13 protein-coding genes and 1 pseudogene are annotated in these 13307 nt (G+C 55.6%); 2 read left to right on the forward strand and 12 right to left on the reverse strand.

From position 1 onward, the window contains the following. Positions 1 to 355: 355 nt before the first annotated feature. Positions 356 to 538, forward strand: coding sequence for a DUF8008 family protein (locus ACR3FF_RS22320; protein ID WP_472850166.1), 183 nt, complete (start codon positions 356 to 358; stop codon positions 536 to 538). 455 nt (positions 539 to 993) lie between these two features. Here the strand turns inward: ACR3FF_RS22320 and ACR3FF_RS22325 are convergent, their stop codons facing one another. The 3 genes from ACR3FF_RS22325 to ACR3FF_RS22335 all read right to left on the reverse strand — a co-directional run bounded on the left by ACR3FF_RS22325 (position 994) and on the right by ACR3FF_RS22335 (position 3216). Continuing rightward, entirely contained in the window at positions 994 to 1683 is a 690-nt protein-coding gene (locus ACR3FF_RS22325) for a class I SAM-dependent methyltransferase (protein ID WP_458190353.1), read from the reverse strand. 156 nt (positions 1684 to 1839) lie between these two features. After that, positions 1840 to 2463 carry a DUF998 domain-containing protein gene (locus tag ACR3FF_RS22330; protein ID WP_458190354.1) on the reverse strand — a complete coding sequence of 208 codons (624 nt, stop codon included), beginning with the start codon at positions 2461 to 2463 and terminating at the stop codon, positions 1840 to 1842. Positions 2464 to 2568: 105 nt separating this feature from the next. Then, complete coding sequence (locus ACR3FF_RS22335; RefSeq protein ID WP_458190355.1) at positions 2569 to 3216, reverse strand: helix-turn-helix domain-containing protein; 648 nt, start codon at positions 3214 to 3216, stop codon at positions 2569 to 2571. 84 nt (positions 3217 to 3300) lie between these two features. On the opposite strand from ACR3FF_RS22335, the gene ACR3FF_RS22340 reads away from it, so the two are divergent. Further along, positions 3301 to 4239, forward strand: coding sequence for a hypothetical protein (locus ACR3FF_RS22340; protein ID WP_458190356.1), 939 nt, complete (start codon positions 3301 to 3303; stop codon positions 4237 to 4239). 251 nt (positions 4240 to 4490) lie between these two features. Here ACR3FF_RS22340 and ACR3FF_RS22345 read toward each other — a convergent pair whose 3' ends face one another. From ACR3FF_RS22345 to ACR3FF_RS22385, 9 genes and pseudogenes are all read right to left on the reverse strand, one after another. Then, on the reverse strand, positions 4491 to 4955 hold the full coding sequence (locus ACR3FF_RS22345; protein WP_458190363.1) for a DUF1214 domain-containing protein: 465 nt from the start codon (positions 4953 to 4955) through the stop codon (positions 4491 to 4493). A gap of 84 nt (positions 4956 to 5039) precedes the next feature. After that, positions 5040 to 5345: pseudogene (locus ACR3FF_RS22350) on the reverse strand (DUF1254 domain-containing protein); the annotation flags it as partial. A gap of 63 nt (positions 5346 to 5408) precedes the next feature. After that, positions 5409 to 5636, reverse strand: coding sequence for a hypothetical protein (locus ACR3FF_RS22355; RefSeq protein ID WP_458190357.1), 228 nt, complete (start codon positions 5634 to 5636; stop codon positions 5409 to 5411). Between the two features lie 356 nt (positions 5637 to 5992). Then, on the reverse strand, positions 5993 to 7396 hold the full coding sequence (locus tag ACR3FF_RS22360) for a DUF1254 domain-containing protein (RefSeq protein WP_458190358.1): 1404 nt from the start codon (positions 7394 to 7396) through the stop codon (positions 5993 to 5995). A 499-nt stretch (positions 7397 to 7895) separates the two neighbouring features. Further along, a complete protein-coding gene (locus tag ACR3FF_RS22365) occupies positions 7896 to 9038 on the reverse strand; it encodes a DUF1214 domain-containing protein (RefSeq protein WP_458190359.1) in 1143 nt (380 codons plus the stop codon). Between the two features lie 233 nt (positions 9039 to 9271). Next, positions 9272 to 9481, reverse strand: coding sequence for a hypothetical protein (locus tag ACR3FF_RS22370; protein ID WP_458190360.1), 210 nt, complete (start codon positions 9479 to 9481; stop codon positions 9272 to 9274). An 80-nt stretch (positions 9482 to 9561) separates the two neighbouring features. After that, positions 9562 to 9867, reverse strand: a complete 306-nt coding sequence (locus ACR3FF_RS22375) for a DUF1214 domain-containing protein (protein WP_458190361.1) — start codon at positions 9865 to 9867, stop codon at positions 9562 to 9564. 130 nt (positions 9868 to 9997) lie between these two features. Continuing rightward, positions 9998 to 11143 (reverse strand): DUF1254 domain-containing protein, encoded by a 1146-nt coding sequence (locus ACR3FF_RS22380; RefSeq protein ID WP_458190362.1) that lies wholly within the window; start codon positions 11141 to 11143, stop codon positions 9998 to 10000. 186 nt (positions 11144 to 11329) lie between these two features. Next, entirely contained in the window at positions 11330 to 12115 is a 786-nt protein-coding gene (locus ACR3FF_RS22385; protein ID WP_458190364.1) for a SulP family inorganic anion transporter, read from the reverse strand. Between the last annotated feature and the right edge of the window lie 1192 nt (positions 12116 to 13307).

The raw sequence follows: 13307 nt of genomic DNA on the forward strand, positions 1-13307 counted from the left end.
GGACAAATTCACTGAACGCCCAAGAAACAGACATTGACTGGCGATTCACATCCGAAGATGCACGAATCAAACTACGCCGACTTTATCCTACAATTGATAGTTGACAATGCACTAGAACGGATGTTCCAGGGACAGAGATCAGTTGCAAACACGATTTCACGCCTTTAGAACAGCTTAATCCAGTTTGTATAACTTCTCCGCTAGTATCAAGGCTTTGCGCACCTCCTAAATCGTCCAAAGAAAGGGGGAGGTACGAAGAGCGAACAAGCAGATGTGTCGAGTGGGTGTCCACGGAAACTCAAAGATCACTGAAATCGCAGAATAGTCAGTTGCAGAGTATAGATCAAAACAGACGGTGGACGCGATGCACGAACTCTCGAACGGACGTCTCGGGAAAACCAAGCGCCAACGATCCAAAGACGGGTTGAGTTATAAAGAGACGCGGCTCGTCCTAAAAGCCGATGTGGAACTTCCTGGTGAAGTGACGAACAACGACATGGACGATAGCCCGGCCACAGACGCGGTTGCCGGAGAGTAGCGTGGTCGGGACCACATTACCTCCGAAAGGGACATGAATCTAATACGAACGTCAACACAAACGCGGTCGTGGACACCCCGAATTGACACAGTTCGGGACTGACGCCGTACGGCTACTCGTAAGTACGGCAGTTGTATCGGCGTCTATCGGCTACAAGCCAGCGGGAGAGGTGGTACCGGCCACCGCGTCTGTGGTCGGGAATACGTGATTGAGTTGATCGAGAAGTCACCGTCAGGAGATCGCGATTTGGTTATGATGACAGTGACAATGGCTTCTCCTCGTGAGGAGATGCAAGAGAAACGATCTTCCTGTCATCTGCATCGTCTGTATATCTCAGCAACTCAAACGCTAGCCGAGTGGTATTGACGATGGTTCAGCTAGCAGAATAAATTGACGAGTAGAAAGAAGCTCGTCGAGATGAGTTTCTCGAAGCGATGTCTTCGAATGGGTACCGGTCAGATGCGACCGGTATGGGAGTGCTCACCGGCCTTAGCTGCGACTGCAACGTAGTTCGTCCCGAGTGCGAACCTCTCAACAACCGTCGTGCTGTCAAATGAGTGTTCCAACTCCGTGAGAACGTCTTCTTCGTCGTTCCAGTTCCCGAATGCGCGATAGAAGCGTTTGATGAGTGGATTTAGAATTCGACCGAGCCCGGATGGAACAAGTCGAATCTCGTAGACGGAGAACCGGGTGCCAGGCTTGAGCGTCTCATAGACGTTTTCGACAGTCGCCCGCACATCTGGCGTAGAACTCACCGCAGTTGTAGCCAGCGCGCCGTCGAATCGGTCATCGCCAAGAGAGAGAGTCTTCGCATCCGCATGAACGACTTCGACGTTTTCCCAGCCGTGTGTTTCAATTCGCTCGGTCGCTCGTTCGACCATCCCAGGACTGAGATCAACACCGATCACGCGACCGTCACTGCCGACTGCTTCGCGGAGCAGCTCGAAATTCGTCCCCGGTCCACAGCCAATATCGAGAACGGTATCGCCCGGTTCGAGATGGAGTTGAGATACGGCGTTGCGACGATGCTCCAGCGTATCGTTCTCGTAGAATTTCCAAAACGACTCACGCGCGCTCCAGAAGTTCCACTTGCGTTGACTGCGCTCCAACTGTGTTTGGTACTTCGAAGACGTCTTTCCGTCCATACCTAAGTTACGGCACCCTGGAAACAGTGGCTTTTCCCGATATGGTTCGCCGATTTATATAGGCAGAATACGGGCGACTAATTCACGTCTTAGCTGCAGGAGTGAAACGCCGGTCATTCGAAACCTACAGAACGGGGTACTGTGTCCGACCGATATCTATGTCCTTATGGGATTTTCTGCTCGCTTTCCAGCGGTCGATCTAGGTGCGCACCGCCAGAGTTTGCTTGCTGTCGAAACACTCCAGACGCCGAAGCATACGACCACGACTACCTCAGCGGCACCCCAGCCGATCTGTGCCCATGTAAGCCCGAAATCGTACGGAAGCCAGACTACCAGTGTGATCGACCCGAGTGCGATCACCGTCGCACCCTCACGAGGGGCTCCCGAGCGCCATTCGAGGATTCCGGCGGTCCATAACAGCAGCCAGATTCCGAGAAAGATTCCCGCCCCGAAGAGTTCGTGGGCGATAGAATCGCCGCCTATCGGGAAGAGTCCAGCACCGACGAGCGTGACCCCCACAAGTGCGTACAAGACAGCCACGGCTCTGCTGGAGGCAGTCCAGAGTCGAGTTGCGAACGGAAGCGCGAGGAGACCAGTAACGACGAGACCGGCGTTAAAAAACAATGCCGCGAAATTCCCTTCACCACCGATCACCGAGAACGGCTCGCCCGGCCACGTATAGGTAGTCGAGAGCGCGGCACCAACCCCGAAGGTACCGAGAGCAACGAGTGGTGTAAGTATTCCAGTAGCGATCCGGAACTTTTCGGTCGTGTTCTCCATACCGATTGTCCTTCTCCCGAACGAAAGTCCGTTCTCCCGATGCTTTTCGCGATTTTATGTGTACCAGAAGGACTGCGGGCTGGCTCACGAATGGGTTATGACGGCTTAGCGGTTTGTTCCGAGTACTTGTCTGATTGCATGTGCCTCTCCTCGACGCAGTAGTCCGGAGGCGGTCGAGACGGCACAGTCGAGTTCCTCTGCGACAGCCTCGATCCCGTTGCGGCGAGGCACAGCGAAGTACCCGAGATCCCAAGCGACTTGGAGTGCATCCTGCTGACGGTCGGATATCGATGTCTGGAATGTCATGACGCCGTCTCCGAGTTTCAGGATCTCGATCGAGATTCCTTCAGGGGTCGACTCCGTAACGGCTCTGAGATCGTCAGGATGCGCCACGACGGTCATCTGCATCGTCCGGTCGGAGCGAAACTCGATCGGCGGGACAATCACGACCGTATCCTGTGCGAGCGAATCCATCATTGACATGCCCTCTGGACCGAGCTCCTGACGGAGGTAGAGGAAGAACCCCTCCTCGTCGGGTGTGATATCATATTCGAGAACCGATTCCTGTTCGGCCAGCAAGGATTCGTATGCGTCCGGACTCCCGTAGACAAACGAACTGATGGTCTCAACGCCATCGACAGACTGGCCGCCAAGGATGATCTCTCGGTCCAGATCAGGCGAGTCGCACAGTCCCTTATGGAGGGGGATGAGCGCTTCGTCGCTGTATCGGAGCTCGACAGACATCGATTTCATTGATTATAACATTAGAGTCCCACTACTTGAATCACCGATACGCTTCGGGAATGGAGACAGCCAAACTGCCAGCCAAGCTGTACTATGAAGGTTCGATCGCGCCGATGGATGATTTTCGGTGGACTCATACTCGGAACCGCCGCTTGGTTGCATCGGTCTCTGCGTCGTTCTTCACCTTCAATGGACGAGTTCATTGACGAACGGCACATGAAGGCCTTTCTCGTTCGCCGGCGTATCGACTCGGAGTGCGTCGAAGCGATCAGAGAGGCCGTCTCGAGAACGATAGCTGAGGACGACCCGAGTCCGCTACTCAGCCTCGAGGGCGCAACGACAGCATCGCTCTTTCTGAATCAGGATTCGGCTGAGCCCGAGCTCGTCTGGTACGTCGAACTTCCGCGGTCTGTAATCACCGACTGGGATCACTCAGAGGAGGTCATCGCAGCGGCATTCCCCTTCGAACACGACGCGCTCAGTGACACCGACGATAGCGTTGAACGCGAACTGCTTGTCCACGCCGTGAATCCGCTCCGTCCGCAGACGAATGTCTCCACCGGAGTGGCGTCCCAACGGACCACGGATTCTGGTAAGGAGCGAACGGTGGATGTAGCGTTAGTGAGTGTGTGGCTAAACTCTGGCATCCCTGAACGCCTCGCCAACTGGTTCACAACCCTCGCCCATCGATTCAAAGCAGGCGAATTGAGTCTCGGTCCGATCGAGACGTGGAGTACCGAGATGATCGACATGGAGAACATGTATACGGAATCAGTGTTCCTTGACCGGAGTGCAGAGGGCTACGAGTTACTGATCTACATGGAAGCCGACGAAATGCAACAAGTCTACGACGCCTACTACAACACGTGGAACCCGGTTGCCCGAGGGTCCGAAATCATTCTCGACTGGGCGCTCAAAGATGCGAGCCCGATTCTTGACTATCCGCTCGAAACCGATTTCGAACTACTCGCCCATGCTGTCGCACCGAATCGGCCACGACATGTAGCAGACATCTCGAATCATCGCGGGTAGTGTTGCTGTTTGATCCATGGTCCGTCCCGCTTACCGCTGCCGCCCTTTACTCTGCCATAGCGGCACCACCACAAGAGATTCACACCGCGTTGCCGGTGACACATGGTGGTAGTGATGCGTTGACTACGGTGGAGTGCGTCATTTTCTGCGAAACGAGGGGGGTTGTCTCGGCCAACCCCCCTATTACAACATTGTAATGTGCAGCAAACCGATTGCCAGGAACAATCACAGAAAATATCCGCACGTTCGCCTCACTCGACCGGTTCGGCTTCGGGGAACTGATAACTCCCGTTGATGATTGGCTCACGCGGTTGGTAGAGCCGGACCATGTAGTGCCATCCTTCTGGGGTGTAGAGGAAGTTCGGCTGGTCGGGATCGCCACCGAAATGGATCGTGACGCTGCCATCATCGGCTCGCTGTGCGGTCGCGTTGTTGATCGTGTACGCGTCGTACTTGTTCTCCTCGAGGTAGAGGTCACGGTTGTAGACGGTGACCGACCAGAACGCGTCGACGGGAACATCTTCGTCGACGGTGAGTGTGTATGGCGTTGTGCCATCATTCTGGCTGGGAATCCGTTGGAAGAAGAGCGCTTCCGACGGCTGCGGGGGGGCGGACCACCCCGACGGACTGGCGACAAAGAATTTCACCGGGTCGACCTGGTCGACGTCACCATACGCGTCCGAAAAGTTCTCGAGCGTTCTATAGACCGTTGTCATCGCCTCGTCGAGTTGTTCGAACGATTGTGAATCCCAGTTGGGAATCTCGAACGACCCTTTCGATGCTTGTTCGACACCGATCTCGTCCTGAAGTTGCCGGACTTGCTTCAGATCCTCCGGGTCGTTCGGGTCGATAAACATGCGGATCAGGACGCCAGCATACCGAGTCCCGACCATATCTTGTGTAATTGTGTACTCGCCGGCGTCGGTAGTGTACTTCTTCACGTACAGATCCTCGTTCTGGACACTCATTGCCTGGTAGCGGTCACCACTGTCCGGGAGCGTGATGGAGACTGGCTCGGTCAGATCGAACACCCCGAGTGAGTAGATCGTGTCGAGATTCGGCTCGAGGTCCAACTGGTCCGTGGCAGGAGTGATCTCTCTGTAATTATAGAGCTGTCCGAACCCATCCCTGTCGACGGTTGCCTGGAACGAAGCATGACAGTTGGCGCGTCAGTAGTTCTCCCACGTCACCGGGACTGACTCGTCATCTTCTGGCGTCTGTTGCTCGGCTTCGTTGGTAGTCTGGGTCGATGTGTTTTGGTGAGCACTGGCACTACCGACGCCCATCGCAAGTAAGCTGGCGAGGCTTGCCCCGCGAAGCGCGGTGCGGCGGGTTGCCTGCAGCGGGTTGGAATTCGATTCTGCGTCAGCCGTCGTGTCGTGTGTCTTGTTATCCATGGTTGGTGTCTCTCTTTCCTCCGCACGATGCCCACAGCACTGCCCTACCCGACTTGTACACCATACCACGGACTCTACAAGGTCCTGTCTCTAAAACACCATAAATTCCAGACATAATCGCGGTGAGAACTGGTAGACTATCTGTTCAATCCTGATTCGTTATTGGGGGCTGTCTGGGCGCTACTCGACGGATTCACGATTGGCTACACCGTCGCCTGGTCATACAATCGCTTCAGTTTGGAGTGACGATCCGCCTACCGTCACTCTTCTTGAGACGCAGAGAGTAACAGGGGGTGATGTGACATCCTCCCCCGTTTTCAAGTGTGAGGAGACGCTGCAGAGCATCGCGGTCACTCCTACACAGGGACCACTTGTGGCATATCGTAGGAGCCGTCGACCAGCGACCAGTGAGGACCGTAGAACCGCGCCACGAAGCTCATGCCACCGTCGGGGGCTGGCAGCCAGTTTCGCACCTTCTCGGGGTTCTCCGGTTTCTCGTGTTGGACGTAGATGACGAGGTCGTCGTTTTCGGTGTGCAACTGGTCTGTTTCGAGCATGTAGCTGTTGATGCTGTAGCGGTCGAGGTCGTTGTCGACGAAGTACCCCTGCGCGTCGTAGATCGGGATCTCCCAGAACTCGGTGACTGGCGGCAGGTCGTCGAGGTCGAACGTGATGGTGTAGCGCTTCGACCCGTCCAATTGCTCGCCGTTAGCGTCGGTGAACAGGAACGCACCACTGTGCGAGGTCGGCCTGTCTGGCCCCAGGTAGCCGAAGTCGGCCACCACGGCCCGGTCGAGCCAGTCGGTCGTGAAGTCCCCCGTCTGCCGAGCGAGACCCCAGCCATTCATGTCGATCATGCCCTCTCGGCCGGCGGTCTTGACGCGCTCGAACCCGCTCTGGAACCCGGTGGTCAGCGCCGCCTGCACGTCGCCATCGAGGTCGGCCCACTCGAACTCCCTCCCTGAGCCGATACCGACCGCTTCCAACCGATCGAGCATCGCGGCCTCCCGCGCGGAGTCGTCGACGAGCGACATGCTCGGGTCGTTCAGGGCGAGGTCGAGGAGGGTGAAGAAGTCCGCAGCGGTCTGAATCTCGACCTGCCGGGTCGTGAGGTCGTCCATTCGTGGGGTCGTCTCGTAGTCACCAGGAACGACCGCCTGGTCCGCTCGCGGCACGCCCGCGTGGTCGTTGGCGAGCCACTCGCTGAGCGGGGTGATCGTCGTCCGATCCTGGAGGTCGTTGACGTGCGCGATTTCCGAGTCGTCCGTGGCATCGTGCAATGCATACCGGACAAGGGTCAAGGCGGTCTTCGTCGGTGCCTGGATGACGTCGGTCGTAACGAAGTCACCGGGGATGTCGCCGTCGTAGCCGTCCGGCAGTATCAGGTACGAGCGAGCGTCGGTGCCGTTGAACTGGTTGCCGGCATAGAGGAAGAATCGCCCGTACTGGTCCATCGCCTGCAGCGAGAAGTACCGGTCGGTGACCTCGGGCATCTCGATGACGACGGGGTCGTCCTGCAGGTCGAGAAAGCCCATCGCGTAGAGCGTCGTGGCGTTCGGAGCGACGATGGCCGTGAAGTCGGCCGTTATCGGTTGCCCATCGTTAACTCTGTGCAACCGATTGATACCTTCGAAGACGTCGCTGTCCTCGTTCTGCGTGTAGTTGAAGCGCGTTTCATAGAAGATGACCTGCTGGAGGCCGTAGAGGTAGGCGTCTTCTGCGAGTAATTCGATTTCGTGATCGTAATTATTCTGCGTCATTGGTTTGATGTAGTAGTACGTCTGTTGATCTGATCCGAATCAGGTGAGTGGGGTTGGTCGCCCCAGAGCAACTGTCGTATCGTGTGTTATGGTGCTGATAGTTGGTACTTGGTTCTCTCGCGCGCGACGCCCACAGCACTCCCCACCCAACACGCTCTCGTACGACGACCCCCGATAAAGAGATGATGGTAGAATCACATAACATATTGATGTAATACCGGTGGGAATTATTGACCGACCCATTTTGCCGGAATCCGAAAGAGGTCTTCTCAGCACCGAGCAACCCATCCCGCTCTACTTCGAGAGTGTGGACATTCTACATTAGCGCCCTGGATTACAACAGCGGCTGACTTAATTGGCAGAATTTTGCAAATATTTGATTGCGGAATAGAGAGGAGAAGCTCATCACGACTGTCAATATGAGACGAGAGAACAGTCGAAATTCGACATTGCAGCGATTTGGTCCTGAATGGCAATTAGGCTGCTCTTCGCCCACGTGTCATTTAACTGGCTCAGCCTCGGGGAATTGATAGCTCCCGTTGATGATTGGTTTGCGTGGTTGGTAGAGCCGGACATAATAGAGCCAGTCTTTTGGCGTGTAGAGGAAGTTCTTCTGGTCGGGGTCACCACCGAAATGGATCGTGACGCTGCCGTCAGCGTCCCGCTCTGCGGTCACGTTGTTGACCGAATACGCGTCGTACTTGTTCTCCTCGAAGAACCCCTCACTGTTGTAGACGCTGACCGACCAGAACCCGTCGACAGGGACGTCCTCGACGGTGAGTTCGTATGGCGTTTCGCCGTCATTCTGGGCGGGGACTTTTAAGAAGAATAATGATTCTGACGGCTCCGGAACGCCAGTCCACCCTGAGACACTGATGATGAAATATTTCACGGGGTCGACCTGGCCGACGTCACCATACGCGCCCGAGAAGTTGCCTACCGTGGTGGAGACTGTATTGAGCGCGTCGTCGAGTTGTTTGAATGATTGTTGCTCCCAGTTGGGAATCTCGAACGAGCCAGCCGATGCTTGCTCCACGCCGATCTTGTCTTGGAATTTTCGGGCTTGCTTTACATCGGCCGGGTCGTTCGGGTCAACAAATGTGCGGACTAAGACGCCAGCATACCGAGTCCCTACCATATCTTGTGTGATCGTGTACGTGCCTGGCTCGGTGACGCACAGCTTCCCATATTGGTCCTCATTCTGGACGTTCATCGACTGGTATCGGTCACCGGTGTCCGGTTTAGTGATGGTGACTGGCTCGGTCAGGTCGAAGACTCCCAGTGAGTAGAGCGTGTCACGATTCGTTGCGATGGTAAACTGATCCTCGATGGGGGTGAGACTCCGGAAATGATTGAATTGTCCGAACCCGCCATCGTCGACGGTTGCCTGGAACGAAGCATGACAGTTGGCGCGTGGGTAGTTCGCCCATGTCACCGGGACTGCATTAGTATTGTCCGTCGTCTGTTGCTCGGCTTGATTGGTAGTCTGGCTCAGCGTGTCTTGATGGGCACTGGCACTACCGACACCCATCGCAAGTAAGCCAGCGAGGCCTGCTCCTTGAAGCGCATTTCGGCGGGTTGCTCGCAAGGGTTCGGAGTTCGATTCTTCGTCAGCCGCCGTGTCGTGTGTCTCGTTGGTCATGGTTTGTGTCTCTCGTTCTCTCGCGTGGTGCCCACAGCACTGCTTCACCCGACTCGCACTCCATACGACGGACTCCTACAAAGTACTGTCTCTAAAATAACATAAATTCCAGACATAATAGCGGTGAGAACTGGTAGACCATCTGACCAATCTTGATTCGTTATTGGGGACTGTCTGGGCGCTACTCGACGGATTCATGATTGGGTACACCGTCGCCTGGTTATACAACCGCTTCAGTTCGGAGCGACGACAGCCGTGAAGTCGGCCGTTATCAGTTGCCCATCATTGACTCTGTACCACCGATTGATGCCTTCGAAAACGTTACTGTCTCTCTTCTGGGTGTAGTTGAAGCGTGTCACGTAGAAGACCACCTGCTGGAGGCCGTAGAGATAGGCGTCTTCTGCGAGCGATTCTAGCTTGGAATTGTAGTCAGTTTGTGCCATTTCTGTTGTGGTATAGCGCGTTTGTCGATCTGATTCGAATCGGGGTAGGTTGCCGTCAAGCAACCCATGGCCCCGGTTGATCATTCTCGTGGTTCTATGTCTGGGAGGACCCAGGAGTGGTCCATGAACGGCTGTGTCGGCGAATACAGACGGAAGTAGGCAAACCACCCTTTCTCCGGAACGGTCGGTATCCAGTTCTGTTTTCTCTCGTCGGGAGCGTCTGGACCGAAGTAGACGTCGAACGATCCATCGTTATTCTGCAGAAGGTCTGTTCTGGACGACACGGCAGCAACCTCTTGGTCGTTGTCGATGAGCCCGCGAGTGCTCACGTCGTAGGCCGTGACCGACCAGAACGTCTCGGCGGGCACGTCTGGCGGGATGTGCAACGTGCATTCGTCTTTAGCTAAGACTCACACCTCGGTTGCGTAGCGGTAGCGAGCGTTTCCTGTAAGATTGGTGGCTCTGTTGGACACAGCTATCGTCTCCTCATTCTTCTCGAAAAGAAGCCTCGATAAGCTACTGCTGTACTGCGGTTCTTCTCTTAGCTAAAGACGGATGGTGCAACGTGTAATTCGTTCCGCCATCGAGCCACTCGCCGTTGGTGTCTCTGTACGTTCCCAGATACACCTGTCCCTTCCCAGTCTCGTGTCCATGAACCGCCTCGTCGTTCGTGACGACCTCGTAGAACTGCGAGGCCCGCTCGTCGAGTTCGTCGTAGTAGTCCCCTCGTTGATCCGGCGACGTGATGACGGGGTATTGCCACTGGACGTCGCCATCGTACTGAGCACCATCGATGCGTTTGGCGTAGCAGGTGGCTTTCGCCATCGCCTCGCCCACGAACGCCGCATTCGTCAGAAGTTCCTGCTGGCGTTCGTCCGGTTCGAACGGCTTGCCCTTCTCGATGCCCAAGGGTTTCAGCATAGCCATAAAGAACCGGTCGTGTTCGATCACTGGTTCGCGGTCGATGATATCGGCGAGGCGTTCCCAGTACTCGATTCCGCGCGGTGGCGTCGCCTGCCAGGGTCTCCCATCTGGAGTGAGATAGCCCCGGGGGTTTGGGTCGTCTTGCTCCTCAAACGGATAGATGGCGATGTCGTCGAGGAGTGCTTGCTGTTCGTCTTCGTCTTCGGGAATCAAGCGAATAGCAATAAATAGCCCCGTCGTCGGGCTCCGGTAGACGTCAAAGTCACCTGTGCCTTCGGGGACGTCCTCTCCGGGGCCGACGAAGAGATACGTGCCCGGTTCAGTTATTTCGGTGAGACTGATCTGCCACATGTCATTGGCTGCCCCGCGCACCTCACCGTCTGGCATTTCGAGGACGAATGGGCCTTCAGACAGGTCGATGAAGGCTCCCGCGTAGGGTGTGGTCGTATTCTCGGTTATCCCGCCCAGAACGTCTTGGAAGCTGGTGGTGTAGACGAATTCGCCATTCGCGGCACCGAGCACTTTGGTGAAGGCGTACCGATACTGTGCGAAGGTGACGAGCGGTATCGACCACAGGTACGCTTGACAGCCGCGCTGGAAGTCGATTTCGTCGTACAGCTTCTCTACGGTGTCCGTCGTTGGATACCCGTCTTCGAACTCGTGGGTGAACGAGAGTTCACCGATTCGGGTGTCGTACGATTCGGGTGTCGGTTTATCGTGTCTGGATTCTTGTCCCATTGTAGTACCCCCATGGTTTGCCAACGGTCAGCAATCACTCTTGCAACGTGATGCGTCCGACCCTGACTTCGTGATTGACGAACGGTTCGTCGCTGACGTTCGGGTCGTGTCCCCCCTCCGTCATGGAATTAGTAACACACAAAAGATAAAATATCTAACTGTTTTTTCCACCCACTGACAGAATGATCATCGTCGAATGACTTTGTGCTGACACCTGTGTTCGAAGAGAGTCATCAGGTACGAGAGAAGAAACAATGCGGCGGCGATGGGGACGAGGGTGCCCAGCGTCGAGATATCGGGTATCGCCGGAACCGTCAGCGAGGGCAGGCCGCTTGGGATTGCCCCGACAATGCCGACGCCACGGGCCTGCAGATTCGTTACCGACATGACTATGATTGCGAGGACGACGACGACGAGTGCGTTCGGAAAACGCGGTATGTACCGCTCGCCGAGGATGAGCAACACGATGCCCGTGACGCCGACGGCCAGCGTTTCAGGATTCGTCATACCGATATGGCTCACGGTGTACCAGATACGCCCGAAGAAGGCGCCCGACGTACTGCTCTCGATGCCGAACAGCTTGTTAAGTTGGGTAGACATGATGTACAACGCCGCTCCAGCGGAAAACCCCGTGAGCACCGACCCCGAGATGAAATGGACGAGAAAGCCCAACCGGAACGCCCACGCAACGACTGCGATGATACCGACGAGAAGCGTTGTTAGGACCACGAGTGACACGTAAGAAACGGTGCTACCTGTAGCAGCATACCCGACGCCACTTGCGAGCAGGATCGCCAGTGCTGAGGTCGGTCCCGCAATGACTTGCCGGGAGGTACCAAGAACGAGATAGGCGATGACGGCCATCAACCCGGCATACAACCCAGTCTCCGGTGGCAAGTTCGCCAGCGACGCGTACGCTAATCCTTCGGGAATGACCGCCGCCGCAACGGTGATTCCCGCGACGACATCCAGACGGAGCCACGACGCGTCGTACTGGGGAAGTCACTCGAGTACAGGCAGAATTGACGAAAATCGCTCGTTAATTCGTTTTTGTAGGTGTTTCGTTGTCATCGGCACTCCCTCTCAATCGCGGTAGTGACTGCTGTCGATCGGTGAATCGTCCCGAAGTACGTTCCAAGACGCTCGCCTCGTAGATCTGTAGACGGCGTCGTCCGTCATTGCGAACTGTTTGATGTCGTCGTCCCTCCCTGTCTTCGTTCTCTGACCGCTCCCACTACCTGTCGAAGGTCAAACGGGGTTATTGTTGTCTGTATCAGACTAAGCTCGGAACTAAATGAGGTGAATTCCGAGGAGAATTGATATCCTGTGAACGATGGAGTTGGGTTTATGTCGAGTTGCGCGCCTTGCGTAAAGAGAAACGTCGGTGTTCTAACATTCAATCCGACCAACCCGATTATATACCCCGTGTAGTTGTCGGGTTGCGTTATCTCGGGAGCGGGCCCTCCTCTGATAGGTGTAAGCAGCCGAACCGTGTTTACCTGCTCAAGTGTTCCGAGAACCCGAAATGGGAGATTCGGCTGGTAACCGTATAAGAAGGCCAATACCTCTTCACTCTGCTGAAGCGCTGCCCGTCCACTGGTTTGTGCCACCCCTGGAGCGGACCCGGTCACCGACAGACCACCAATCGCACCGGCAGTTACAACCCCTCGCTTAAGAAATGAACGCCGTGAGTGATTCCCTCCTGATTCGAACTGCCCTTGCTGTGGCGTTTCTTCGTTTCCACCGGTGTCACTGTTTTCTCCCCACATGTTCCCTTTCAACCACAGTTCGCTGAATAAACGTGATAGATTGTTTCCTTCCACTCCTGTTGGTAGCGCGAGGTTTCTGAGACGCTTAACGAATAGTACCAAGTTGGTAACGAACGACGAATCGGCATCGACCGGATGGTGATGCGTCCCCCTTGTGCGAGTACAGCGGGGCTCTCTTCCCTGTTCTGCTCGGTAGCAAGCAATACTCTCACGTGAGCTACTAATAAAACGGCCACTGAGAGAACATCATACCCGGGGCCTCAATCCTGGTAATGAGTTGCCTTGTTGAACGCAAGACGGCATCGGGGTGGGGTTGCTGATCTACAATTTCACGGCGTTAGAGACGGCTTTTCGACCTCAGAAGATGCAGTAGCTGTCAGTCACAGCAATTGCTG

This window comes from Haladaptatus ordinarius, from assembly GCF_054177595.1.

Coding starts and splice junctions, on each gene's coding strand:
- ACR3FF_RS22380 (WP_458190362.1), bottom strand. CDS start 11,143: ATGGGACAAGAATCCAGACACGATAAACCGACACCCGAATCGTACGAC.
- ACR3FF_RS22335 (WP_458190355.1), bottom strand. CDS start 3,216: ATGAAATCGATGTCTGTCGAGCTCCGATACAGCGACGAAGCGCTCATC.
- ACR3FF_RS22345 (WP_458190363.1), bottom strand. CDS start 4,955: ATGACAACGGTCTATAGAACGCTCGAGAACTTTTCGGACGCGTATGGT.
- ACR3FF_RS22360 (WP_458190358.1), bottom strand. CDS start 7,396: ATGACGCAGAATAATTACGATCACGAAATCGAATTACTCGCAGAAGAC.
- ACR3FF_RS22330 (WP_458190354.1), bottom strand. CDS start 2,463: ATGGAGAACACGACCGAAAAGTTCCGGATCGCTACTGGAATACTTACA.
- ACR3FF_RS22340 (WP_458190356.1), top strand. CDS start 3,301: ATGAAGGTTCGATCGCGCCGATGGATGATTTTCGGTGGACTCATACTC.
- ACR3FF_RS22355 (WP_458190357.1), bottom strand. CDS start 5,636: ATGGATAACAAGACACACGACACGACGGCTGACGCAGAATCGAATTCC.
- ACR3FF_RS22365 (WP_458190359.1), bottom strand. CDS start 9,038: ATGACCAACGAGACACACGACACGGCGGCTGACGAAGAATCGAACTCC.
- ACR3FF_RS22370 (WP_458190360.1), bottom strand. CDS start 9,481: ATGGCACAAACTGACTACAATTCCAAGCTAGAATCGCTCGCAGAAGAC.
- ACR3FF_RS22325 (WP_458190353.1), bottom strand. CDS start 1,683: ATGGACGGAAAGACGTCTTCGAAGTACCAAACACAGTTGGAGCGCAGT.